This is a genomic window from Brachybacterium tyrofermentans, assembly GCF_039526165.1.
Classification (GTDB): Bacteria; Actinomycetota; Actinomycetes; order Actinomycetales; family Dermabacteraceae; genus Brachybacterium; species Brachybacterium tyrofermentans.
This window is the reverse complement of the sequence record NZ_BAAAIR010000042.1, coordinates 71,241-95,401: the sequence shown is the minus strand read 5'-3', so window position 1 is coordinate 95,401 and position 24,161 is coordinate 71,241. Positions and strand designations below refer to the sequence as shown.

16 protein-coding genes are annotated in these 24,161 nt (G+C 69.2%); 6 read left to right on the top strand and 10 right to left on the bottom strand.

Annotation, left to right across the window (positions count from 1 at the left end; translation table 11 throughout):
* Positions 1-81: 81 nt before the first annotated feature.
* The 9 genes from ABD093_RS11800 to ABD093_RS11760 all read right to left on the bottom strand — a co-directional run bounded on the left by ABD093_RS11800 (position 82) and on the right by ABD093_RS11760 (position 13,492).
* Positions 82-1,764, bottom strand: a complete 1,683-nt coding sequence (locus ABD093_RS11800) for an ABC transporter substrate-binding protein (RefSeq protein WP_343924639.1) — start codon at positions 1,762-1,764, stop codon at positions 82-84.
* A 69-nt stretch (positions 1,765-1,833) separates the two neighbouring features.
* Complete coding sequence (locus ABD093_RS11795) at positions 1,834-2,787, bottom strand: ABC transporter permease (protein WP_343924637.1); 954 nt, start codon at positions 2,785-2,787, stop codon at positions 1,834-1,836.
* Between the two features lie 8 nt (positions 2,788-2,795).
* Complete coding sequence (locus tag ABD093_RS11790) at positions 2,796-3,908, bottom strand: ABC transporter permease (protein ID WP_343924635.1); 1,113 nt, start codon at positions 3,906-3,908, stop codon at positions 2,796-2,798.
* A gap of 397 nt (positions 3,909-4,305) precedes the next feature.
* Positions 4,306-6,231: a glycoside hydrolase family 35 protein gene (locus tag ABD093_RS11785; RefSeq protein ID WP_193116611.1), complete on the bottom strand. Its 1,926-nt coding sequence runs from the start codon at positions 6,229-6,231 to the stop codon at positions 4,306-4,308.
* Between the two features lie 113 nt (positions 6,232-6,344).
* Positions 6,345-8,360 (bottom strand): beta-galactosidase, encoded by a 2,016-nt coding sequence (locus tag ABD093_RS11780; protein ID WP_193116610.1) that lies wholly within the window; start codon positions 8,358-8,360, stop codon positions 6,345-6,347.
* Positions 8,361-8,757: 397 nt separating this feature from the next.
* Positions 8,758-10,107: a serpin family protein gene (locus tag ABD093_RS11775; protein WP_193116609.1), complete on the bottom strand. Its 1,350-nt coding sequence runs from the start codon at positions 10,105-10,107 to the stop codon at positions 8,758-8,760.
* 210 nt (positions 10,108-10,317) lie between these two features.
* On the bottom strand, positions 10,318-11,280 hold the full coding sequence (locus tag ABD093_RS11770; protein ID WP_193116608.1) for a carbohydrate ABC transporter permease: 963 nt from the start codon (positions 11,278-11,280) through the stop codon (positions 10,318-10,320).
* Positions 11,277-12,161, bottom strand: a complete 885-nt coding sequence (locus ABD093_RS11765; RefSeq protein ID WP_193116607.1) for a carbohydrate ABC transporter permease — start codon at positions 12,159-12,161, stop codon at positions 11,277-11,279. The genes ABD093_RS11770 and ABD093_RS11765 overlap by 4 nt, the downstream gene beginning before the upstream one ends.
* Positions 12,158-13,492 carry an ABC transporter substrate-binding protein gene (locus ABD093_RS11760; protein WP_193116606.1) on the bottom strand — a complete coding sequence of 445 codons (1,335 nt, stop codon included), beginning with the start codon at positions 13,490-13,492 and terminating at the stop codon, positions 12,158-12,160. Before ABD093_RS11760 ends, ABD093_RS11765 begins: the two co-directional genes overlap by 4 nt.
* A 321-nt stretch (positions 13,493-13,813) precedes the next feature.
* Here ABD093_RS11760 and ABD093_RS11755 point away from each other — a divergent pair, with 321 nt between their 5' ends.
* The 3 genes from ABD093_RS11755 to ABD093_RS11745 all read left to right on the top strand — a co-directional run bounded on the left by ABD093_RS11755 (position 13,814) and on the right by ABD093_RS11745 (position 17,687).
* Entirely contained in the window at positions 13,814-15,511 is a 1,698-nt protein-coding gene (locus tag ABD093_RS11755) for a sodium:solute symporter family protein (RefSeq protein WP_193116605.1), read from the top strand.
* 22 nt (positions 15,512-15,533) lie between these two features.
* The gene (locus ABD093_RS11750; RefSeq protein WP_226849755.1) at positions 15,534-15,911 is read left to right on the top strand and encodes a hypothetical protein; all 378 of its coding nucleotides are present in this window, start codon (positions 15,534-15,536) and stop codon (positions 15,909-15,911) included.
* 264 nt (positions 15,912-16,175) lie between these two features.
* Positions 16,176-17,687: a S10 family peptidase gene (locus ABD093_RS11745; RefSeq protein ID WP_343924630.1), complete on the top strand. Its 1,512-nt coding sequence runs from the start codon at positions 16,176-16,178 to the stop codon at positions 17,685-17,687.
* Between the two features lie 103 nt (positions 17,688-17,790).
* On the opposite strand, the gene ABD093_RS11740 is transcribed toward ABD093_RS11745, so the two are convergent.
* Entirely contained in the window at positions 17,791-19,323 is a 1,533-nt protein-coding gene (locus tag ABD093_RS11740; RefSeq protein ID WP_193116603.1) for an FAD-dependent oxidoreductase, read from the bottom strand.
* 101 nt (positions 19,324-19,424) lie between these two features.
* On the opposite strand from ABD093_RS11740, the gene ABD093_RS11735 reads away from it, so the two are divergent.
* The 3 genes from ABD093_RS11735 (at position 19,425) to ABD093_RS11725 (ending at position 24,122) form a co-directional block, all read left to right on the top strand.
* Positions 19,425-21,350 carry a glycoside hydrolase family 15 protein gene (locus ABD093_RS11735; protein ID WP_193116602.1) on the top strand — a complete coding sequence of 642 codons (1,926 nt, stop codon included), beginning with the start codon at positions 19,425-19,427 and terminating at the stop codon, positions 21,348-21,350.
* 125 nt (positions 21,351-21,475) lie between these two features.
* On the top strand, positions 21,476-23,023 hold the full coding sequence (locus ABD093_RS11730) for an NAD-dependent succinate-semialdehyde dehydrogenase (RefSeq protein WP_193116601.1): 1,548 nt from the start codon (positions 21,476-21,478) through the stop codon (positions 23,021-23,023).
* A gap of 163 nt (positions 23,024-23,186) precedes the next feature.
* Complete coding sequence (locus tag ABD093_RS11725; RefSeq protein ID WP_319021515.1) at positions 23,187-24,122, top strand: carbohydrate ABC transporter permease; 936 nt, start codon at positions 23,187-23,189, stop codon at positions 24,120-24,122.
* Positions 24,123-24,161 lie beyond the last annotated feature (39 nt).

Sequence of the window (24,161 nt, the reverse complement as noted above, 5' to 3'; positions counted from 1 at the left end):
AGGACCCCCGGGTGCGAGCGGGGCCGACGAGCTGGGCCGACGGGCGGGTGAGCGGATCCGCCGCCCACCCACCCGTAGGCATCAGCCGATCGGCTTGAGCTTGGCCATGGTCTGCCAGCCCTCCGGGCCGTACGGGCGCGGGATGATGTCGCCCTCGCCGAGCGGGCTCTGCGGGAAGCCCTCGAAGTTCTTGCCGCTGGCCTCGAGGAAGGAGGCCGAGGCGTTGAACGGTCCGCAGTACCCCTCCTCCACCACGATCTTCTGCATCTGCTGGCTGAGCTCGAGGAGCTTCGTCTCGTCGTACTCGACTCGGGAGGCGTCCAGCAGCTCGTCCAGCTCGGGGTTCTCGACGCGACCGTAGTTGCCGTCGCCGGCCTCACCGATCGGCGCGGCATTCTTGGAATGGAAGTCGGCGTAGACCGCGGAGAGGTGCGGGCCGCCGCCCACCCAGTTCATGCCGATCTCGAACTCGCCGCTCGCGAACTGGTCCCAGATCTGCGCGTCCGGGATCTTCAGCACGGCCACGTCGAGGCCCAGGACCTCTTTGAGCTGCGCCTTCACGCCGTCGGACCAGGTCGACCAGTTGACATAGTCGGCGACCGTCTTGAAGGAGACCGGGTAGGACGTGCCGTCCTTGACGAGCTTGCCGCCCTCCACGGTCCAGCCTCCATCGGCCAGGAGCTTCTTGGCCAACTCCTGGTCCGCGGCGTGCGGGGTCCGGTACTCCTCGACCACGTCCTCACCGAAGATCTTCTCGTCCATGGTGGTGGGGCTGGTCGAGGCGAGGCCGATGTCGAACAGCGAGTGGATCTGGTCCGTGTCCAGCGCGGCGTAGATCGCGCGGCGCACGTTCCTGTCGTCGAGCGGCGCCTTGGCCGTGTTGAAGATGAGGCTCTCGGTGCCCACCAGTTCCACGGTCCAGTAGTGGTTCCCCTTGGCCACGATCGTGTCCTCGGCGTTCTGCAGCGAGAGGGTCGCCATGTCCATCGTGCCCTGCAGCACCATCGACTTCCCGATCTCGGCGCTGCCGTACGGCGTCCAGTTCACGGTCCCGATGTGGTCCCAGGCGCCCATGAAGTGGTCCTCGCGCACCGCGAAGGAGACCCGCTGCGGGGTGAAGGCGTCCACCACCAGCGGCGAGGACGTCACAGGATCGGCATTGGTGAACGTCGCGAGATCCTCGGTGGAGAAGACGTGCTTCGGGTACAGCGGCACCGCGGCCAGCGTGCGGTCGCCGCTGATATCGGCGGTCTCCTCGCTCCAGGAGACCGTCGCGACGAGATCGTCGACCGCGGCGACCTCGAAGTCGTAGCTGGTGACGGTGGCCTTCTGCTTCTCGGCCTGCGCCGGCAGCTCCATCACCGTGTAGACCAGATCAGCCGTGGTGATCTTCTCGCCGTCGGACCAGGTCGCGTCGTCGCGGAGGGTCACGGTGGCTGTGCGCGCCTCGGGGTCGAAGTCGATGCTCTGGGCGAGCCACGGGACGATCTCGTACTTGTTGTTCACGTCGGCGTACCCGAGCGTGTCGTAGAGGTAGTTCGAGCCGATCACCCCGTCGGTCGGAGAGAACGGGTTGAAGTTCTCGATGAACGTGGGCCGGGGCCCGAAGGAGTTGACGTTGAGGAAGGCCTTGGCGCCGTCGCCGCCCCCGTCGCTGCCGCCGCCACCGGCGGTCTTGTCGAAGCTGCACCCTGCGGCTGCGCCGACGGCTGCCGCCGCGGCCGTGCCGGCGAGGAAGGTGCGTCGTGTGGAGCTCGTGGTCATGTCTGTACCTCTGATTCGTGCGGAAGGGATATCAGGGAGAACTGCAGGAGGAGTGGAGGGGTGGAACTGTCAGGTCGAGGCCGTGACGGCGGTGCGCTGCTCTGCGCGTGCCTCGGCCCGCTGACGTCTGAGGAAGGCGCGGACGACCTTCTCGTTGCCTGTCCGCAGCTTCGGGTTCGTGACTTCGTCCAGGCCGAAGTTCACCATCGCCGTCGCGGTGCCGATCACGGCGATCGCGAGGCCAGGGGGCAGGAACCACCACCAGAAGCCCAGGGTGAGCGCGCCCTGGTTCTGGGCGTTGGTGATCATCGTTCCCCAGGAGATGACGCCGCCGGTGGAGACGCCCAGGAAGTTCAGGCCGGCCTCGGCGAGGATGCCGGCCATGATCGCCGCGAGGAAGCGCGCCGAGATGATGCCCAGCAGGTGAGGCATGATCTCGAACAGCACCAGGCGCCAGGTCTTCTCACCCAGCAGCTTGGTGGCCATGGAGAAGTCACGGCCGCGCAGGGTGAGGGTCTGTGCACGCATGTACCGGGCCATGCCGGGCCACTCGAAGATGCCGATGAGGAAGGCCATCATCACCCAGCCCATCCCAGCCGATCCGGGACCACCGGCGGCGGAGATGTACCCGGCCGCGATCAGCGTCAGGGCGAAGGACGGCATCGTCATGAAGACGTTCGTGATCGCGTTGACGACGGTGTCGTACGCTCCGCCGACGAAGCCGGCCGAGACGCCCAGGAGGGCACCGATCGTGCAGGCCAGCAGCGCCGACAGGGTTCCCACGGCGAGGGAGCCGCGGGCACCGGCGATGAGCTGGGACAGCACGTCCTGGCCCGAGATCGTGGTGCCCAGGAGGTGTCCGCCCTGGAGCGGCGCGCTGGCGACGTAGTCGTAGTCCACGTCCAGAGGGCCGAAGCCGTAGACCGTCAGGATCAGGTCGCCGAAGATCGCGATCACGGCGCAGAGGCCGAAGGCGAGCAGACCCACCTGCACGCGGCGGTTGTGGAGGAATCCGGTGAACATGGGGCGCCTCAGTTCGTGTCGGCCGCGCGCGGATCGAGGAGCACGTAGATCGAGTCGGCGATGAAGTTCGCGACGATCGCGGTGAAGGTCAGCAGCAGCAGGACCGTCTGCATGACCGGAAAGTCGTGCCCGGTGATGGAGGTCTGCAGCAGGTATCCCATGCCGGGGTAGGTGAACACAGCCTCGATGAGCACCGCGCCGCCGATCACGCCGCCGATGGCCATCGCCAGACCGGTGACGTTGGGCAGCAGCGCGTTCCGGGCCGCGTAGTTGAACAGCACCTTCTTCTCCGGCAGCCCCTTCGCACGGGCCATCAGCACGTAGTCCTCGGTGACGGTGGCGACCATGACGTTGCGCATCGAGAACAGCCAGCCGTTGAAGCCGATGAAGATCAGGGCGAACATCGGCAGGGCGCCGTAGTACACGACGCTGAGGAGGAAGTAGAAGTTGTTCAGGGACATCGGGACCGACGTGTCGTATCCGCCTGAGACCGGGAACCATTCCAGCGTGATCGAGAAGATCCACAGCAGCACCAGCGCGATCCAGAAACCCGGGAAGGCGTGGAAGAACGTGGACAGCGGAGCGAACCAGGAGTCGAAGCGGTTGCCGGGCTTCCACCCCATGACCGCGCCGAGGATCGTGCCGATGATCCAGGCGACGATCGTGCTCACCCCGATCAGGAACAGGGTCCACGGCAGCGCCTGCAGCACGATCTCGGAGACCGGGGTGGGGTAGTGCGCGGTCGAGACACCGAAGTCGAACTTCGCCACGCCCACCCAGTAGTCGAAGTACTGGTGGACGATGTTCTCGGTGGGGTTGCCGTACATGCGGCGCACGGAGGCGACCTGGGAATCCGACGGCGGCTCGCCCGTGGTCTGTCGGATCTTGCGCAGGATCGCCTCGGCCGGGTCGCCGGGCATGAAGCGCGGGATGAAGAAGTTCAAGGTGACCGCAGCCCAGATCACCACGAGATAGCTCCCCAGGCGGCGCAGGAAGTACGCCCCGCGGCCACCTGCTCCGCGACGGCGCTTCGCACCGGTCACGCCGGGGAGAGCGGACTCCGGGCGGAGCGGTTCTTCCAGGGCGACCTCACGTCGACCGGTCGCGGTGGGCTGCGTCATCGCTGAGCCTCACGGGTCATCGTCGGTTCTCCGGCTTCTCGGGGACGGTACGCGGGCGGTCGTCGCGGAGAGCACCCAACGGGCCTCTGTTCAGCGACGACCACGTCGCGACGTGCGGACGATCACATCCGCAAAAGGATTTACGAAATATAAGCGGCAACCTCTGACATCGTCAACAGCGGACCGGAGAACCGCCGATCCGTCACCCTTTCGTGATCTGGCCTGGAGCATCGCCGCAGATCGGGGCCGACGCCGATCGGCCCGATCTCCCCTGTGGGGCGACCGGGCTGCTCGGGCCGACGGGCCCGCGACGACTCAGATGGCGGGAAGCGTCGCCGTCACGACTGCTCGCGCCGGGACCCTGGCCGCCAGCACCGCGGCGGCACCCACCGGAACCTCAGCCGTCGGCGCGACCGAAGACGTGCCCCTCCGCGAGGGCGAGGCGCGTGGGCTGCTTCTCGAGATCGAGCAGCAGCACCTCGTTGCGGCCGGCGCGCACCAGCGGTGCGGGCACGTAGAGGGTCTGCTGCGGGCCGATGTTCCAGTAGCGGCCCACGCAGAAGCCGTTGACGTAGGCGACGCCGTGCCCGGCTGCGGAGACGTCCAGGAAGGCATCCGCCGCACCATCGGCCTCGAAGGATGCACTGACCAGCACGGGCAGGGCGTCGTCGAGCACGGTGGAGGTGCCAGCCTCGGAGACGTCGTCAGCCCGTGCTGCGCCGTCGGCCCCCATCGCGCCGACCGCCTCGGACCCGGCCGCCAGCTGCGCGAGCTCGGCGCCCATCTCCTCGAGCGGCCAGGCGTCGGCCTCCCAGTCGTTGAGGAAGCGGATGGTCTGCCAGACACCGCCGAGGATGCCTTTGCGCTCCCCCAGCCGCGGGCCGAAGTTCACGCGCCCGAGGTTCTCGACCAGGATCTCGAGGCGCACGGTGCGGCGCCCGCCGTCGGGCAGGAGGCGATCGGCGAAAGGGCTCAGCTCGACCGTGGCGGGATCGGTGTCCCGTGCCTCGTCGCCCATCACGCCGGTCGCGCCGACGTAGATCCCGTCGACGTAGATCCATGCGCGGTCGTGCAGGTCGTAGAGCTTCAGCGGGGAGATGACAGTGCGCCCCTCGCGCACGGAGGCGGCGATCTCGATGTCGCGGCTCAGCCGCAGCAGGCCGCGCTCGAGGCCGAGATCCTCGAAGGAGGGCGGGGTGGGGTGCACATCCGCGACGCGCGAGAAGCGCTCGGTGCCGCGCAGGGCGACGACCTTCTCGATCGGCACCTCCGTCGCTCGCAGGCGGGCGGGGACTGCGTCGAGCCCGAGCCGGGCCAGGTGCTCCTCGAGCGGCGGCAGCTCGACATGGCGGGCGATGACCTCACGGAACGCGCGGAACTTCTCGGTGAGCTCGCCGTTCTCCGCGATCGGGGCGTCGTAGTCGTAGCTCGTGGTGGTGGGCTGGAGCGCCTCGTCATAGTTGGCGCCGGCGCGCAGCCCGAAGTTGGTGCCGCCGTGCGCCATGTAGAAGTTGACGCTCATGCCGTGCTCGAGCATGTCGGTGAGCTCGCCGGCGGCATCACCCCCGGTCCGCTCGTGATGCTCCTCGCCCCAGTGGTCGAACCAGCCGTTCCAGAACTCCATGCACATCTGCGGCTGCGAAGGCAGCTCCTCCTGCGCCATCGTGAGCACCTCGAGCGCGCGCGAGCCGAAGTTCACGGTGCCGAGCGCCCCCTCGACGGTCCCGCCGGTCAGCCACATGCGGGCCGGCCCGTCGGAGGTCACCAGCAGCTCGTCGATCCCGCGGGCGAGCAGACCGTCCCGCAGGTGGGCGAGGTAGGCCGTGTCGTCCCCGAAGCTGCCGTACTCGTTTTCCACCTGGACCATCACGACGTTGCCGCCGCGGCTCGCCTGGCGCTGCGCGATCACGGGGATGAGCTGGTCGAACCAGGCGTCGACGAGTGCGAGATAGGGGGCGTTGCGGTTGCGCAGGCGCAGATTGCGGTCGGCGAGGATCCAGCCGGGGAAGCCGCCGTTCTCCCATTCGGCGCAGATGTAGGGGCCGGGGCGCACGATCGCATCCAGGCCCTCCTCGCCGGCGATGTCCAGGAAGCGTCCGAGGTCCGCGATCCCCTCGAAGTCCACGACGTCCGCCGAGGGCTGGTGCACGTTCCAGGCCACATAGGTCTCCACCGTGTTGCACCCCATCGCGACCAGGCGGCGCAGGCGATCGCGCCACTGGTCGGGGTGGACCCGGAAGTAGTGGATCGCTCCGGAGATCACGAGGTGGGGTTCGCCGGCGCGGAGGAATCCGTCGGGCGTGGGTTGCAGCAGGGCGGTCATCGGTGGTCGTCCTCTCGGTGAAACGTCTTACGTCCAGTGTCGCAGGAACCCCGCGTCCGACGCGCACCGTCCGCCGGGTGTCAGCGCCCGGGTTCGTCAGCTCTCCTGGATCCTCAGCGCTCCTGGATCACTGCGGCGGAGCCTGCGTGGACGGTGAAGGCGCCGCCGGCGTCGGTGCCGGTGAGCAGCTCGCGCCCGCTGACCTGCACCACCTGGTCCCGGTCGGAGTGGTTGAGCACGAACAGGTAGGTGGTGCCGTCCTCGGCGAAGCGCCGCACGGCCTCCACGTCGCGGTGCAGGCCCGACACCGAGGGCTCCACACCCGCGGCGGCGACGATCTCCGCCACGAGGGTCTCGAGCCCCTCCGCCGAAGGACGGGCCGCCACGTACCAGGCCGCGCCGTCGTCCGCCCCGACCCCGTGCCGGGTCACGGCGGGCCAGCCGCGCAGCGGACCGTCGGCCCAGCTGCGCACCACCTCAGCGCCCTCGAGATGCGTCTTCTCGCTCCACAGGTCCGCGTCGGTCCCGTCGTCGAGATGGAGGATCTCCCCGGCCTGCAGCGGGTAGAACTCCTCGGTGCGGACCCCCAGCAGGTCACGGAATGCCCCGGGGTAGCCGCCGAGGTGCACGTGGTCGTTCTCGTCGACGATGCCGGAGAAGAAGGTGATGACCACCTGGGTGCCGGCGCGGGCGGCGTCGGCCAAGCGGTCGGCGTCCTCCTCGTGCACCGAGTACAGGGTGGGGGCGATGACCAGCTCGTAGCCGGTGAGATCGATCCCGGTGGGCACCATGTCCACGCCGACGCCGAGGTCCCACAGCGCGGTGTACCAGCGCAGCAGCTCCTCGTTGTAGCGCAGCGCCTGGGTGGGATGGGAGTCCAGCTCGCTGGCCCACCAGGAGGGGTAGTCCACGACGATCGCGACCCGGTTCAGCACGCGGCTGCCGTGCACGGGGGCGAGAGCTTCGAGCGCCCGTCCCAGAGCCACCGTGTTCCGCCAGACGTCGGTGTCCTGGCCGCCGTGGGGAACCATCGCGGAGTGGAACTTCTCGGCACCGGCCCGGGACTGGCGCCACTGGAAGAACATGATCCCGTCCGCCCCGCGCGCGACGTGCGAGAGCGAGTTGCGCAGCATCTCCCCGCGCCCCTTGGCGCGGTTGCGCGGCTGCCAGTTCACGGCCGACGTGGAGTGCTCCATGAGGATCCAGGGGTCGCCGCCGGCCACGCCGCGAGTGAGGTCCGCGGCCATCGCCAGCTCGATCTGGCCGCGCTCCTGGGCAGCGATCAGGTAGTGGTCGTTGGCGACCAGGTCGACGTCGCCCGCCCAGGAGTAGTAGTCCATCCACTTCGTGGCGCTGGAGAGCATGAAGTTCGTGGTGGCCGGGATGCCCGGGGTGACCTCGCGCAGCACGTCGCGCAGGGCCCGGTAGTGGGTCAGCAGCTCGTCGCTGGAATAGCGGGCGAAGTCGAGCTGCTGCGTGGGGTTCGCGTAGGTCGGTGCGGCACGCGGCGGCAGGATCTCCTCGAAGGAGTCGTAGCGCTGGGACCAGAACGCCGTGCCCCAGGCGTCGTTGAGCGCCTCGATCGTCTCGTACCGGCGCTCGAGCCAGCCCCGGAACGCGAACGCGGCATGGTCGGAGTAGTCGTGCGGGACATGGCAGCCCAGCTCGTTGTCGACGTGCCACAGCGCGAGCGCGGGATGCTCGCCATAGCGCTCGGCCATCACCCTCGTCATGCGCAGCGCGTACTCCCGAAACAGGGGCGCGGAGACCGCGTAGGCCTGGCGCCCGCCCTGGCCCAGCACGGTGCCGCCCTCGGTGACCGGGAGGAGCTCGGGGTGAGTGCGGGTGAGCCACGGCGGCGGCGAGGCGGTCGCAGTGGCCAGGGCGACCTTGATCCCGGCATCGGCGAGGTCGTCCATGACCTCGTCGAGCCAGGCGAAGTCGTACTCGCCCTCGCGCGGCTCGAGCGTGGCCCAGGCGAAGATCGCGACGCTGACCAGGTTCACGCCGGCCTCGCGCATGAGGTCGACGTCCTCGAGGCGCACCTCGCGGGGCCACTGCTCCGGGTTGTAGTCGCCGCCGTAGATGATCCCATCGACTCCGAGCGGCCAGGGGCGTGAAACGGTCATGTCTCCTCCATCGCGAGAACTTTCCGGAATGCCTACTGACCAGGGTAGTCGGCAGGATCCCTGCCGGGTGGGTCTCCACCGGATGCCCCCGTCGGCCGCCACCTCGTCCTCCGCCCCCTCACCCTGCCTGCTCGGAGAAGATCTCCGTGAAGCGCCCGCCACGGGCGAGCAGCTCGTCGTAGCGTCCGCGCTCGACCACGTGACCCTCGTCGACCACGAGGATCTCGTCCATGCCGCGCAGGGTCCATGCCCGATGCGAGACGACGATCGTGATCCTGCCGGCCCTTATCCCGGGCAGCGTCCGCCGTCGACCGGCTGCGGTGGCCGACGGGTCCGTGCCGATCAGGCGCCCCGGCCGACGGGCGCGAGGCGCCGAGAGCCGCCGGCTGCGGCCCGGTCAGCGGGTCTGCGTCGGGTCCCCGATCCAGCCGAGCACCAACGGCGCCCGCGTGGTCCTCTCGTAGGCGACGAACAGGAACGGGGAATCCAGCACCAGCTCGTGCACGTCCGCCGGTGCCGACACGGCTCCGGCGCCGACCGCGGTCGCGGCGGCCGCCTCCATGCCCCCCTCATCGACCGTGATGACGGCCTTCTGCAGGACCGCGGAGATGGCCAGCTCCTCCTGGGTCGTGATGCCGGAGAAATCGGCAGCGGCGGTGAAGGCGTCGGTCATGCCGAGCCCCTGGAGGATCTCCATCAGCGACGCATCCCCGTCGATGTCGAAGCCCGGGAAGGTCAGCTCGGTGGTCGCCTCACCTCGCTCGAGCCCGTCGAGCAGTGCGGCCAGGCCCGCCCCCGGATCCACCGCGGCATCGACCCAGGTATCCAGGACGCTCGCGAGGTCCGCGGCCGGCTGCACCAGGGCGAGCGCGAGGGCGTTCCCGGCGGTGTCCAGCGCGGTGGCGCGGCACAGGTCATCCTCGTACCAGGACGAGGTGGGGCCGCTGAGCATCTCCGCGCTCACCTCCTCGCCCGCGCCGGTGGTGAAGGTGCCTCCCGCCGACGACAGGGGCTGCGGCCAGGCGGCCTTGAGGTGCAGGGCGTTGACCAGCACCAGGCGGGTCGAGGCGTCGAGCGCACCCTCGGGGATGAGGTCCTCGATGAGGTCGTTCGTGGCGTCGGCGACCCAATCGTTGACGCGTCCGCGTCCCTGCTCCCGCTTCCGCTCGTCGGTGAAGTCGACCTGGTAGACGCCGCTGCCGAAGTGGGTCGCCAGGCCTTCCAGGAACTCCTGCTCGACGGCGAGGTCCTCCTGCAGCCAGGTGCCGTTGACGAGCGCGGCGACGGCCGGCTCGGGCTCCTCGTCATCGGCCTTCTCGCGCTCCTCGTCGCCGATGGCGGCGAGCACGCTGGACAGGGTGTTCGCGGTGGCCGCGAGCTCGTCGATGCTGCGGCCGAGCACCTCCTCCATCTGAGCACGGGTATCCCCCGCCGCACCGAGGCCGGCCATGGTCAGCGCCACCTGGGCGGACAGCGGCGAGCAGACGGTGTTCACCGCGGACCTGTCCACGGCCCCGAGCAGGCGGGCGCTGAACGGGACTGTCAGGGTGCCGGCGCCCTCGGCCGGGCCGGGATCGGCGCGCGGCACCTCGGCGGCGAGATCCGGCTCCCCGGCCTCACCGGGGCCGGCCCCCTCGCTGCAGGCCGCGAGGCCGATGGTGGCCAGCGGGAGCGCCGTCCCCGCTGCGAGCACGGCCCGACGGGGGATTCCGGGGCGCGGCACGGGACAGGACGTCAGTGAGGTCATGGGTCCCATCGAAGAGGGCTGACGTCGCGGATGCAAGCACCCCCGGCTACGGAACAGCACCGTTCGCCCCGATCAGGGACCGCCGAACACCCCGCCCCTCTCCCGAACGCCTCCCGAATGCGATTGTGCGCTGCGCTTCCCGGCAAGGAAGCACAGCGCACAATCGCGTCGCGGTGACGCAGGGACGGGGCCGGACCCGGCGGTGGGGCGTCAGCCCTTGATGGAGCCCTCGGTGAGACCGCCGCGCCAGAAGCGCTGCAGCACCAGGATGAGGATCGCCAGCGGGATCACCGACAGCAGGGCGCCAGTGGTGGTGAGCTGGTAGAACTCCGGCAGACGATCTGTCTGGGCCCGCCAGTTGTCCAGGCCCAGGGTGATCGGATACAGCTTCTCGTCGGCCAGCATGACCAGCGGGAGCATGTAGTTGTTCCAGATCGCGACGAACTGGAACAGCAGGATGGTCACGATCGCCGGGGTGAGCTGCGGGAGCGCGAGGCGATGGAACAGCCCCAGCTCTCCCACGCCGTCGATCCGGCCCGCCTCGAGCAGCTCGTCCGGCACCGCGGCGCCGGCGTAGATCGACGCCAGGAACAGACCGAAGGGGCTCACCAGCGACGGGATCAGCACGGCCCAGTAGGTGTTGGTGATCCCGATCGAGGAGAACAGGAAGAACAGCGGCAGGGCCACGGCGGTGCCGGGAACCAGCACACCGCCCAGGACCAGCCCGTACACGAGCTTCCGACCCCGGAAGCGGTACTTGGCCAGGGCATACCCGGCGGCGACCGAGAAGTAGGTGGCCAGCACGGAGCCGACCCCGGAGTACAGCAGCGAGTTCAGGCCCCAGCGCGGGAAGATGCCGCCGTTGGAGGACAGCACCGCCTTGATGTTCTCCCACAGCTGGAAGCTCTCGCCGAACCAGAACCCGCTGGTGCCGAAGAGGTCCTCGGTGGACTTGGTGGCATTGATGACCACCCAGTACACCGGCACGAGGAAGTAGAGCGCGACGATCGCGAGGATCGCGGTGACGAGGATCGTCGTAGTCGGCTTACGACCTGCGTTTCGATTCCCGAGGCGACCGTCACCCCGGGCGGCCTTGGCGGCATTGCCCAGAGGCTTGTTCCGCCTGGCAGTGGTGGTGGTGCTGCCGGCGGGGGCGTTGTCGGTGGAGCTCATCGGCGCTTCTCCGTCCAGTTCGAGACTCCCAGCGCGATGGCCGAGAGGAGGAAGGCGGCGACCGCGATGATCACGGACTGCGCCGCGGCCATGCCGATGTCGTTGTACTGGAACGCGAAGGCATAGGCGGACATGTTCGGGGTGTACTCCGAGGTGATCCCGGCACTCATGGTCTGCAGCAGCCTCGGCTCCGCGAACAGCTGCAGGGTGCCGATGATCGAGAAGATCACCGTGAGCATCAGGGCCGGGCGGATCAGCGGCAGCTGGATCGAGGTCGCGACACGCAGCGAGCTGGCGCCGTCGAGCTTCGCCGCCTCGTACAGCTCACCGGGGATCGCTTTCAGCTGCGCGATGATGATGAGCATGTTGTAGCCCGTGTACGTCCAGGTCACGATGTTCGCGATGGACCACAGCACCATGTTTGGGCCGAGGAAGTCGATGTCGATCCCCACCGCCCCGAGGACGTCCACGATCGGGGACAGACCCGGGATGTAGAGGAACGACCACAGGATCGTGGCGATGACACCGGGGATGCCGTAGGGCAGGAAGTAGGTGGCGCGAAAGAAGCCGGGCCACTTCGCCGAGGCGCTCTCGAGCAGCAGCGCGAGGACCGTGGCAGCGATGATCATGACCGTCACCTGCACGATGCCGAACAGGATCATGCGACCGATGGATGCCACGAAGTTCGCGTTGGTGAGCGCGGCGACATAGTTGTCGAACCACGCGAAGGAGTTCGTGAGCCCTTTCTCGCCGAGCAGACCCGAGCGCGTGACGGTGGTGAAGCTGTAGCCGATCGCCATGATGATCGGCACGATCATCGTGCCGATGAACACGATCAGGAAGGGTGCCAGCAGCACCCACGGAGCTGTCCTGCTTCTCATCGTGCCTCCTCCGCATCCAAGCCCATGTCCCGCATGATCGTGATGATCTCCTTCTGCGAGTTCTCGAGCATGTCCACGAGCGTCTGCTCGCCGGCGACGGCCTGGGTGAAGCCGTCACCGATGATGGCCTGTGCACGCTGCATCATCGGCGCCCAGGTCCAGTCGAGGTTCTGCCCCTCGGCCATCGGGACGATGACCTCCTCGTTGTAGTTCTGTCCGGAGAAGAACTCCGAGGGCTGCTGACGGACCGTGCCGATGTAGTCCTTGGCGGGCGACCAGCCGATGCCGGAGAACTCGATCATGGCGTCGATCCCTGCCGGATCGGTGCACATCCAGGTGAGGAACTCGAGCGCCTCGACGGGATGCTTGCTGGTGGACAGCACCGCGGCCGATGAGCCGCCGTGGCCGCCGGAGGCGTAGCCGTCCTCCCAGCGAGGCATGGGCGCCACGGCCCACTTGCCGGCCCCGCCGGGGACCGTCTCGACCAGCGCATCCGACCATGAACCGCTGATGGAGGCGAGCACGTCGCCGTCACCGGCTGCGGCGTACCACGGCGTCGAGAAGGCGCCGTACCCGGCGCCGATGATCTTCTTGTCCAGGATGTCGTCCCAGAACTCCGCGACCTTCATCGAGGCGTCGCCGACCATGTCGATGACCCAGCCGTCCCCTTCGGGACGGAACCAGGTCGCGCCGGACTGCATCGCCCACGCGATCGGATAGGAGCCATCGGAGGGGTCGAGGCTGATGAGCATCTTGCCGGCCTCGGAGACAGCGGCCGCGGTCTCGCGGAACTCGTCCCAGGTGGCCGGGACCTGCAGCCCGAGCTCCCCTTCGAGAACCTCACGGTTGTAGAAGGTGGCCACCGGGCCGGTGTCCTGGGGGACCGCCCAGTAGGAGTCGCCGACCTTGACCTGGGCGATCGCCCCGGGGTCGAAGGCGTCCGCCTGCTCGGCGAAGTCGTAGCGGGTCAGGTCGACCAGGGCGCCGGCGAGGGCGAACTCCGGGACCTGCCGCAGCTCGACCTGGGCGATATCGGGACCGCCGCCCGCGGCGACCGCGGACAGGATCTTGGCATAGCCGCCCGAGTTGCCGCCGGGGATCCAGGTCGTCTCGACCTTGATCCTGTCCTGGCTGGCGTTGTAGACGTCCGCGACCTTCTGCAGGTCCTTCAGCCAGGCCCAGTAGCTGACGGTGACGGGACCGTCGGATGGGGGGATGGTCGCCTCAGCATTGACGTTGCCGGGGTTCGGCGGGGCGCAGGCCGCTAGGGCAGCGCCCATTCCGACGGCGCCTGAGGCGGCGAGCGCCGCGCGCCGTGTATAGCTCTTCATGAGGGTGGGCTCCTTTCCTCCTCGTCGAGGGTGAACGTTCACGATAACCGGATCCGGGGCGGATCCGGCCCCCAGGTTCGGACCGTGACCTACGGGTGCGTCACATCACATCCGCGATCTTCGGCAACTTCGTGAACGAACCTCGGAAAACTCTACATTGTGATATGCGCGTCGTCCGGCCCCAGGGGGCTCTGCTGGCGGTCGGGAAATAGTTTCACGGTGGTAGCGTGACCGCCCGGTGGCCACGGCCACCCTGCCCTCGTGCCCTTCGGCGCACGTCAGCGGCCCCTCCTCACCCCTTCTTCACCAAGGATCATCCTCATGGTCGACATCCGCCTGGATGCTCAGTGGATCGACTACGCGATCATCGCGTTGTACTTCGTGTTCGTGCTCGGCGTCGGCTGGTACGCCAAGCGCGGAGTCTCGAACTCCATCGAGTTCTTCCTGTCCGGCCGCTCCCTGCCTGCCTGGGTCACCGGCCTCGCCTTCATCTCCGCCAACCTCGGCGCCGTCGAGATCATGGGCATGTCCGCCACGGGCGCCCAGTACGGCATGCCGACCATGCACTACTTCTGGGTCGGCGCCATCCCCGCGATGCTGTTCCTCGGCGTCGTGATGATGCCGTTCTACTACGGCTCCAAGGTGCGCTCGGTCCCCGAGTTCATGCGCATGCGCTTCGGCACCGGCGCGCACCTGGTGAACTCGATCAGCTTCGCCGTCGCGCAGCTGCTCATCGCCGGCGTGAACCTGTCGCTGCTGGCCATCATCGTGAACCGTCTGCTGGGCTGGCCGATGTGGGTGGGCCTCGTGCTCGCCGCCGCGTTCGTGCTCTTCTACATCACCGTCGGCGGCCTCTCCGCCGCGATCTACAACGAGGTGCTGCAGTTCTTCGTGATCGTCGCGGCCCTGCTGCCGCTGACGCTGATCGGCCTGCACCGCGTGGGCGGCTGGAACGGCATGAAGGAGCGCATCGCCGGTGACGGCATGCTCGGCGAGGAGCAGCTGCACTCCTGGCCCGGTCAGGCGCTGTCCGGCTTCGACAGCCCGATCCTCTCCGTCGTCGGCATCGTCTTCGGCCTCGGCTTCGTGCTCTCCTTCGGCTACTGGACCACGAACTTCGTGGAGGTCCAGCGGGCGATGGCGTCGAAGTCCATCACCGCCGCCCGGATGACGCCGATCATCGGCGCCTTCCCCAAGATGTTCATCCCCTTCATCGTGATCATCCCCGGCATGCTCGCCGCGGTGCTGGTCGGGGAGCTGACCGAGTTCAAGCAGCTGGACGTCGCGGGCGATGCCGCCGGGGCCGCCGCCACCGGCGTCACCTACAACGACGCCCTGCTGCTGCTCATGCGCGACGTGCTCCCCAACGGCCTGCTCGGCGTCGCGATCGCCGGTCTGCTGGCCGCGTTCATGGCCGGAATGGCCGCGAACATCTCGGCCTTCAACACCGTGGTCACGTACGACCTGTACGAGCAGTACGTGAAGAAGGATGCGCCTGATGCGCACTACATCAAGGTGGGGCGCTACGCGACGCTCGCCGCCTGCATCATCGCGATCTTCACCGCGCTGATCGCCGGCAGCTTCTCGAACCTGATGGACTACCTGCAGGCCCTCTTCGGGTTCTTCAACGCGCCGCTGTTCGCGACATTCATCCTGGGCATGTTCTGGAAGCGGATGTCCCCGACCGCCGGCTGGGCCGGTCTGGTCGCCGGCACGCTCTCCGCCGTGGCCCTGTGGGCCGGCTCGACGTTCTTCAGCATCTTCGAGCTGCCGGGCCAGGGTCTCGCCTTCGTCTGCGCGGCCACCGCCTTCGTGGTCGACATCATCGTCTCCGTGGTGGTCACGCAGTTCACCGCCCCGAAGCCGGCGCACGAGCTGAAGGGCCTCGTCTACTCCGAGACCCCGAAGGCCGATCTGGTCGACGCCGACGAGAAGAACCTCCCGTTCTGGCGCCGCCCCGTCCCGATGGCGGGCATCGGCCTCGCCCTCGTCGTCATCCTGAACATCGTCTTCGCCTGAGCGCGGACGGAGGAGAACACTCATGAGTGCACACAAGGATCAGAGCCACGGCAAGCGCCGGGCCACCGGGACCGAGCCCGCATCGGCCACCCCGCTCGGGGCCGACGCCGCACCCGCGGGCGCGGACGTCCAGACCGCCGGCGCCTTCGACATCCGCAACTTCATCGGCACGCTGCTGGGCCTCTTCGGGGTGCTGTTGACCCTGATGGGTCTGTTCGCGTTCGACGACGCGGCGGCCGCGAAGACCGGCGGGATGAACGCCAACCTGTGGGCGGGCCTGGCCATGATCGTCGTGGCCATCGCCTTCGTCGTCTGGACGAAGCTGGACCCGATCCGCATGGTCGTCCGCGAGAACGAGGACGGCGCCGAAGTGCCCCGCGACATCGCGCCCCTCGACTGAGCGACGAGCTGACAGGGTCGGCACCGCTCGACCCTCGCCGGGTCCGCTCGACCCTCACCGATTCCCTCGATACGTGCCGCTCATGGCACGGATCGGGGGTTTCGCGCGTCCTGCCCGTCCGGGAGGGCCCCTCCTGCTCCCCGGCCGGGCGGAAGGGCCGACGACATCTGCCCCGCACCGGCCGGAGCGCCACCACCCGAGCACCTCTGACCGCACCGCCCGCGTAGCATCGACGCCGATGCCGTCCCCGACGAAGGAGCACGAGTGAACGCCCAGCCCACGACCCCCTCCCCCGAGGTCGACTCCGACGGGAGCTCCGCGAGCCCTGCCCCCGAGGACCACCTCGTCACGACGCTTCATTCGCTCACCCTGCCGGACGGGCCGCTGGACTACACCGCGACCGCCGGCACCGTGGTGCTGCGGGAGGAGCCCGAGGGTGAGGAGTACGGGCGCGGCGCCGCCTACGCCGAGCTGTTCTCCGTCTCCTATCTCGCCCAGGGCACCGACGATCCGCAGCGGCCCGTGATGTTCGCGTTCAACGGCGGCCCCGGGGCGTCGACCGTGTGGCTGCACCTGGGCCTGCTGGGCCCGCGCCGGGTCGACTCCGGGGATGCCGGTTCCCCGGCCGCTCCCCCGCACCAGCTGGTGGACAACCACGAGACGATCCTGCGCCACGCCGATCTCGTCGTGGTCGACGCGATGACCACGGGCTACTCGCGGCCCGCTCCCGGCGCGAAGCCCGCCCGTCATCACGGCTTGACGGCGGACCGCGACCTGATCGCCGCGTTCGTCATCGACTGGCTGACCCGCAACCAGCGCTGGACCTCCCCGATCCACCTCGCCGGCGAGTCCTACGGCACCACCCGCGCCTCCGCCGTCGCCGCTCACCTCATGGACCGCTACTACGTGGCGGTCGCGGGCGTCGTGCTGATCTCCCCCGTGCTCGACTTCGGCACCATCAGCTTCGACCCGGGCAACGACAGCCCCTACGTGCACTACCTGCCCACCTATGCGGCGATCGCGCATGCCCACGGCAAGCATGAGGGGCGCCTGCTGCAGGACGTGGTCGACGAGGCGGAGGCGTTCGCGGAGCAGGAGTACCCGGCGCTGCTCGCCGCGGGCCTGCGGCTCTCGTCGGAGCAGGTCCAGGAGGCGTCGGCCCGGATCGGCGCCCTCATCGGGATCGACCCGGAATGGGTGGAGCGGGCGAACCTGCGCGTCGAGCACCTGGCGTTCCTCGCCGAGCTGCTGCGTGACCAGGGCCTGGTCACCGGCCGCATCGACGGGCGGTTCACGGCGCCCGCGGGAGCGGGCAACGCGGCGACGATGGAGACGGACCCGTCGATCGACCAGCTCGCCCCGTCGTACACCGCGACGATCAACCAGTACCTGCGCACGGAGCTCGACTTCTCCAGCGACGTGGTCTACGAGATCATGTCCGGCCGGGTGCACCCGTGGAGCTACAAGGACTTCGAGAACCGCTCCGTCGAGGTCGCCTCGGATCTCTCCCGGCTCCTGCGGAAGTCCCCGCACACGACGGTCCTGGTCTCCCACGGCTATCACGACGCCGCGACCCCGTTCCATGCGAGCGAGCACGTGCTCGCCCAGCTCGCGATCCCGCGGGAGGACTACGCCGAGCGGATCCGCATCGAGTACTACGAGGCGGGGCACATGATGTACTGCCACGAACCCAGCCGCCTCGCCCTCTCCCAGCACCTCGCGGAGTTCGTGACCGGCGAGGACTCCGCGGTCGAGACCACGTCCGACGGGGACTGACCCGGCGCTCCCCCGACTCGGCTCAGTCCCCGGCCCGGCTCGGTCCTCGAGCGATTCAGCCCTCGAGCGGCTCAGTCCTCGAGTGGCTCAGTCCCCGAACGGCTCAGCCCTCGAGCGGCTCGAGCTTCCCGAGGGTCTCGTTCAGCGACTCGGTCGAGGCCGGGTGGGTCCAGATCCCGTTCTTCAGCTGCGTGGCGGTGGTGCCGGTGCGCATCGCGAGCGCGACGAGGTTGATGACCTCCTGCGCGTCGACGTGGAACAGCCTCGCGCCGAGGATCTCGTCGGTCCGGGCGTCGACCACGAACTTCACGATCCCGCGCGGATCGCCGACGGCCTTCGGGCGCGGCATCGCCTTGATCGTCGCGGTCTTCTGCGAGGCCACGAGCACGTCGCGTCCTGCGGCGAGCGCCTCGCCGGCGGTGAGACCGACGGCCGCGAGCGGCGGGGTGAGGAAGGTGGTGGTGGGCACGGCGACCCGGTCGGTGGTGGTGCGCTCCCCGTCTCCCTGCAGCTGGGAGAGCACGATCCGGAAGTCGTCGAGGGAGAGGTAGGTCTGCTGAGACCCGCCGTGGACGTCGCCGATCGCGTACACGTTCTCGGCGCTCGTGCGCAGATGCTCGTCGACCACGATCGCGCCGCGCTCGTCAACGTCGATCCCTGCCTGCTCGAGCCCGAGGTCGTCGGTCGCGGGGCGCCTGCCGGTGGCGAGCAGGATGGCGTCGGCCTCGATCCGGCGCTCCTCGGAGCCGACGCGCAAGACGACCACCGCACTGGCAGAGCTGTTCTCACTCGCGGAGCTGCTCCCGCTGGCAGAGCTGTCCTCGCTCGCGGTGCTGTTCCCACTGCCCGCGCCGTCCTCGATCCGTACCGCCGAGGCCTCGTGCAGCACGTGGATGCCGTCGCCCTCGAGCACGCTGGTGACCTCGGCGGCGACGTCCTCGTCCTCGTCGGGCAGCAGGCGCTCACGACGGTTCACGAGCGTGACGTCGGCCCCGTACCCGGCGAACATCGAGGCGAACTCGAGGCCGATGGGGCCGGCGCCGATCACGGTGAGGCGGGCGGGCAGCGGGTCCACGTGCTGCACGCTCGTGGAGTCGTGCACCCGCGGGGAGTCGATGCCGGGCAGGTCCGGCCGGGTCGGGGTGGCACCGGTGTTCACGATGACCACGTCGGCCGAGGCGGTGAGCACGTCGTCGCCGCCGGTGACCTGCACGGTGCGCTCGGCGGTGAAGCGGGCGCGGCCGTCGATCAGGGTGACGGCGTCGAGGTCGGCGAGCATGTGGTGGTTGACGTCGCGCATCTTCCCCACCACGGTGTCGCGGCGCTCGACGGCGCGGGCCCAGAACTGCTGCGCGTCGTCGTCCTCACGGCGCTGCTCCGCGTCGTGGACGAGGGTCTTGGTGGGCACGCAGCCGATGTTGATGCAGGTGCCGCCGTGCATGGTGTCGAACTGCTCGACCATGCCCACACGCTTCCCCGCCCCGCCGAGCGTGGCTGCGAGGGTCTTGCCGCCCTTGCCCCAGCCGATCACGAGGACGTCGAAGGTCAGCTCGGGAGCGTCACCGGAGCCGCGGGCCGGTTCAGAGGCTCGGACAGATTCAGAGTCGCGGACAGGTTCAGTGGTCGAGGTGCTCATGGCCCCACCGTAAGCCTGGACCCCCGTACCCCGGCAGGCACTCTGCCCGTCGGGCAGAGTTTTCCCACCCCTGCCGGAACCAGCAGGTGCACACTGGAGCCATGACCAGCCCGCTCATCGAAGACCACGCCCTGCTGTCGGACCAGCGCGCCACCGCCCTCGTGACCAGGGAAGGGGTCATCAACTGGCTGTGCCTGCCCCGCTTCGACTCCGATGCCCTCTTCTGCTCGCTGCTCGGCGACGACGAGAACGGGCACTGGTCGCTGCGGATCGCTGACGGCGAGGTCCTCTCGCGCCGCTACCTGCCCGGCACGATGGTGCTCGAGACGGTGTGGCGCTCCCCCACCGGGACCGCCACCGTCACCGAGTACATGCCGATCACCGGCGGCGGGGAATCCGGCACCGGAGCCGGCACCGACACCGGTGACTCCGACTCCGCCGTGGCCGACGCCGACAGCACCGGGGGTGAGGCGACCGGGTCCTCGCCGGGCCCCGGGAGCGCCTCCTCCCTCTCCGGGGACGTCGACGACCACGCGGACCTCGTGCGTCATGTGGAATGCCATGAGGGCGAGGTCGAGGTGCTCCAGGAGCTGAAGATCCGCTTCGAGTACGGGCAGGCGGTGCCCTGGGTGCGCCGCGGCGAGGACGAGGCCGGGAACCGTGTGCTGATCGCCGTCGCCGGCGGGGACGGCATCGCGCTGCACGGCCCCGCACTCACTCCGCACGGCCGGACCCACCGGGGCACGCACCGCCTGCGCGCCGGGGAGAGCACGTGCTGGGTGCTCACCTGGTTCCCCTCCTGGCAGCAGGTGCCCGCCGCGCTCGAGAGCGAGACCGCCCTCGAGGCCACCATCGCGGAGTGGACCGGCTGGCTCGGCCAGGTGCGGGTCGACGCCGAGTACGAAGAACCGGTGACCCGCTCGCTGCTCGTGCTGCGGGCGCTGACCCACCGCCGCACCGGCGGCATCATCGCCGCCGCGACCACGAGCCTGCCCGAGGACTTCGGTGGGGTGCGCAACTGGGACTACCGCTACTGCTGGCTGCGCGACGCGGCCCTGTCCCTCGAGGCGCTGCTGGGCCACGGACACGTCGACGCCGCCGCGACCTGGCGCGACTGGCTGCTGCGGGCGATCGCCGGGGATCCGGAGCGGCTGCAGATCATGTACTCGATCACCGGGGACCGGAACCTGCCCGAGCGGGAGGTGCCGCATCTGGCGGGCTACGAGGGCTCGGTGCCGGTGCGGGTCGGCAACGGGGCGGCCGATCAGTACCAGGCGGACGTGGTGGGCGAGGTGATGATCGCCCTCGCGGCGATGCGCGATGCCGGCTTGGAGGAGACCGCCTGGTCGTGGCCGCTGCAGAAGGCACTGGTGCGCTACACCGAGGACCGGATCGACGAACCCGACCAGAGGATCTGGGAGATGCGCGGCGACCCCGCCTACTTCACCCATGGCCGGGTGATGGTGTGGGCGACCTTCGACCGCGCCGTCCGTGCCGTCGAGGATCACGGCCTGCCGGCCACCACGGAGCAGGTCACCCGCTGGAAGCACATCAGAGACCAGGTGCGCCAGGAGATCATGACCCGAGGGGTGGGTGCCGACGGAGCCCTCACCCAGACCTACGGCTCCACCGAGGTGGACGCCTCGCTGCTGCAGATCCCCCACACGGGCTTCCTGCCGGCGAACGACCCGCACATGCTCGCCACCGTGGCCCGCATCGAGCAGGACCTGCGCACCGAGGACGGACTGATCCTGCGTTACCGCACGCAGGGCCAGGACGGTCTGCCCGGGGATGAGCACCCCTTCCTGGTGTGCTGCTTCTGGCTGGTGGAGCAGTACGCCGCCTCCGGTCGCCGCGACGAGGCCGAGGCGCTCATGGAGCAGCTGCTGGGGTGCGCGAACGATCTGCACCTGCTGGCCGAGGAGTTCGACAGCGGCGCCGGACGCATGGCCGGGAACTTCCCGCAGGCCTTCAGCCACCTGGGCCTGATCCGCGCCGTCGACGCCCTCGCCACGACCCGGGACTGACTCCGCGGTCGGTCCCCGCCACGCGGCAAGGCCCTTCCACGCCGTCGGGCCCTGCCACGCGGTCGGGCCCCGCCCGGCCGTCGGGTGCAGACTGGATGGACCACCCGTCGACGAAGGAGCACCCCATGGCTGACCTGCCCACCATCACCGCGTCCCGCATCGCCGAGCTGCTCGAGCGCACTCCGCGCAGCTCCTTCGTCGCCGGTCGCTTCCTCGGCGGCACCGCCTCCCTGGACGTGCTGGATCCCGCGACCGGGCGCGCCCTGACCCAGGTGGTCGACGCCGACGCGCCTGCCGTCGGCCTCAAGGCGCTGGATGCGGCAGTCGACGTGCAGGAGGACTGGGCCGCGACCACCCCGCGACAGCGCTCCGAGATCCTGCGCCGCGCCTACGACCTGTGCCATGAGCGGGCCGACGACCTCGCACTCCTCATGACCCTGGAGATGGGCAAGCCGCTCGCCGAGGCGTACGGGGAGGTCACCTACGGCGCGGAGTTCCTGCGCTGGTTCAGCGAGGAGGCGGTGCGCCTGCCCGGACGGTTCCGCCACGCCCCCGCCGCCGACGAGGCGATCCTGACCGTGGCCCGCCCCGTGGGCCCCACCCTGCTGATCACGCCCTGGAACTTCCCGCTGTCGATGGGCACCCGCAAGATCGCCCCGGCGCTCGCGGCCGGCTGCACCGTGGTGCTCAAGCCCGCGCAGAAGACCCCGCTGACCTCGCTGCTGCTGATGGAGATCCTCGCCGAGGCCGGAGTGCCCGCCGGCGTCGTGAACTGTGTGGTCAGCTCCGATTCGAAGGGGCTGAGCTCCACGCTGATGTCCGATCCGCGGCTGCGGAAGGTGTCCTTCACCGGCTCCACGCCCGTGGGCCGCACCCTGCTCGCCCAGGCGTCCGAGCACGTGCTGAAGGCGTCGATGGAGCTGGGCGGCAATGCACCCTTCCTCGTGCTGCCCTCCGCCGATGTCGAGACGGCGGTCAAGGCCGCGATGCTGGGCAAGTTCCGCAACAACGGCGAGGCCTGCACCGCCGCGAACCGCTTCTACGTGCACTCGTCCCTCGCGGAGGAGTTCACGGCGCGCCTCGCGGAGGAGACCGCGAAGCTCCAGGTCGGCCCCGGGATCGCGCCCGGCACGACCATGGGTCCGATGATCGACGCCGCCGCACTGGAGAAGATCGAGGATCTCGTCGCGGACGCCGTGGACCGCGGCGCCCGAGTGCTCGTGGGCGGTCGTCGACCGGCACCGGCCTCCCTCGCTGCAGGCGGCAGTGCCAGCACGGACAGCACGGACAGCTCAGACAGCTCAAGCAGCGACGGCGGGTACTTCTACGAGCCCACCGTGCTGACCGACGTGCCGCGCGCTGCCCGCGTGAACCGCGAGGAGATCTTCGGCCCGGTCGCACCGATCATCGTGCTGGACGACATCGACGAGATGGTCGCCGCCGCCAACGACACCGAGTTCGGCCTCATGGCCTATGTGGCGGGCGAGGATCTCGGCGAGGTCACCGACGTGGCCGGCCGGATCGAGTCCGGGATGGTCGCGGTCAACATCGGCGTGGCCTCGGATCCGTCGGCCCCCTTCGGCGGCGTCAAGGAGTCGGGCCTGGGCCGCGAGGGGTCTCACGAGGGCATCACCGAGTTCCTCGAGATGACGTACGTGCGCCTGCCCCTGTGAGGGCCGACGACCCCGCGGGGGACGCTGGAGCCCGCTGACCTGACGACGCCATGACCAGGGACGACACCCAGGAGCTCACCTGGATGTCGCAGTATGGTCACGGAACTGGGCGAACCGTGTGACCTGGCTCCCAAACGGAGCGGCGACGCGTACTGTGACCGCTGTGACGACTCCCGCGATCCCGGGGCTCGAGACGACGACGTCCGACGAGCCGACGAAGCGCTCCCGCTCGCTCAACTGGCGGCATATCGGCCTGGCTGCCATCTTGATCGTGCCGAACATGATCCTGCTGGGCCTGTTCACCTACCGCCCGCTGATCGACAACTTCCGCATCTCCTTCTACAACTGGAACATCTCCTCGCCGGACATGCGGTTCGTGGGCCTGGGGAACTACATCGAGTGGTTCACCGACGACACCAGCTGGCAGATCGCCCGCAACACGCTGATCTTCACGCTCGTCGCGGTCATCGGCTCGATGGCACTGGGCCTCGCACTGGCCCTCCTGCTGGACCAGCACCTGCGCGCCCGCAACATGGTGCGCACCATGGTGTTCGCCCCGTACGTCATCTCCGGCGCCGCGATCGGCGTGGCCTTCCAGTTCGTGTTCGACCCCGGCTACGGCCTGGTCCAGGACGTGCTGGGCCGGCTCGGCCTGGACACCCCGGCGTTCTATCAGCATTCCGGCTGGGCGCTGTTCATGATCACCACCACCTACGTGTGGAAGAACCTCGGCTACACCTTCGTGATCTACCTGGCGGCCCTGCAGGGTCGTCGCTCCGACCTCGACGAGGCCGCCGAGATCGACGGGACGCCCGCCTGGCGGAAGTTCTGGCGGGTCACGCTGCCCCAGCTGAAGGGCACCACGTTCTTCCTGTCCGTCACGGTGCTGCTGAACTCGTTCCAGGTGTTCGACATCATCCAGGTGATGACCGAGGGCGGCCCCTTCGGCACCGGCACCTCGACGCTCATCTATCAGGTCTACCAGGAGACCTTCGTGAACAACCGAGCGGGCTACGGCGCCGCGGTCGCGACGATCATGTTCTTGATCGTCCTGGTCGTCACGCTCGTGCAGGTCAAGCTGCAGGACAAACAGGACTAGAGAAGGCCAGGAAGACAAGGACGGAGGTACCCCCATGAC

What these genes read in the sequence shown, in the direction of transcription:
- ABD093_RS11785 (WP_193116611.1), bottom strand. Translation starts at nt 6,231, where the DNA reads ATGACCGCCCTGCTGCAACCCACGCCCGACGGATTCCTCCGCGCCGGC.
- ABD093_RS11755 (WP_193116605.1), top strand. Translation starts at nt 13,814, where the DNA reads ATGGTCGACATCCGCCTGGATGCTCAGTGGATCGACTACGCGATCATC.
- ABD093_RS11735 (WP_193116602.1), top strand. Translation starts at nt 19,425, where the DNA reads ATGACCAGCCCGCTCATCGAAGACCACGCCCTGCTGTCGGACCAGCGC.
- ABD093_RS11750 (WP_226849755.1), top strand. Translation starts at nt 15,534, where the DNA reads ATGAGTGCACACAAGGATCAGAGCCACGGCAAGCGCCGGGCCACCGGG.
- ABD093_RS11740 (WP_193116603.1), bottom strand. Translation starts at nt 19,323, where the DNA reads ATGAGCACCTCGACCACTGAACCTGTCCGCGACTCTGAATCTGTCCGA.
- ABD093_RS11800 (WP_343924639.1), bottom strand. Translation starts at nt 1,764, where the DNA reads ATGACCACGAGCTCCACACGACGCACCTTCCTCGCCGGCACGGCCGCG.
- ABD093_RS11775 (WP_193116609.1), bottom strand. Translation starts at nt 10,107, where the DNA reads ATGACCTCACTGACGTCCTGTCCCGTGCCGCGCCCCGGAATCCCCCGT.
- ABD093_RS11730 (WP_193116601.1), top strand. Translation starts at nt 21,476, where the DNA reads ATGGCTGACCTGCCCACCATCACCGCGTCCCGCATCGCCGAGCTGCTC.
- ABD093_RS11760 (WP_193116606.1), bottom strand. Translation starts at nt 13,492, where the DNA reads ATGAAGAGCTATACACGGCGCGCGGCGCTCGCCGCCTCAGGCGCCGTC.
- ABD093_RS11795 (WP_343924637.1), bottom strand. Translation starts at nt 2,787, where the DNA reads ATGTTCACCGGATTCCTCCACAACCGCCGCGTGCAGGTGGGTCTGCTC.
- ABD093_RS11780 (WP_193116610.1), bottom strand. Translation starts at nt 8,360, where the DNA reads ATGACCGTTTCACGCCCCTGGCCGCTCGGAGTCGATGGGATCATCTAC.
- ABD093_RS11765 (WP_193116607.1), bottom strand. Translation starts at nt 12,161, where the DNA reads ATGAGAAGCAGGACAGCTCCGTGGGTGCTGCTGGCACCCTTCCTGATC.
- ABD093_RS11770 (WP_193116608.1), bottom strand. Translation starts at nt 11,280, where the DNA reads ATGAGCTCCACCGACAACGCCCCCGCCGGCAGCACCACCACCACTGCC.
- ABD093_RS11790 (WP_343924635.1), bottom strand. Translation starts at nt 3,908, where the DNA reads ATGACGCAGCCCACCGCGACCGGTCGACGTGAGGTCGCCCTGGAAGAA.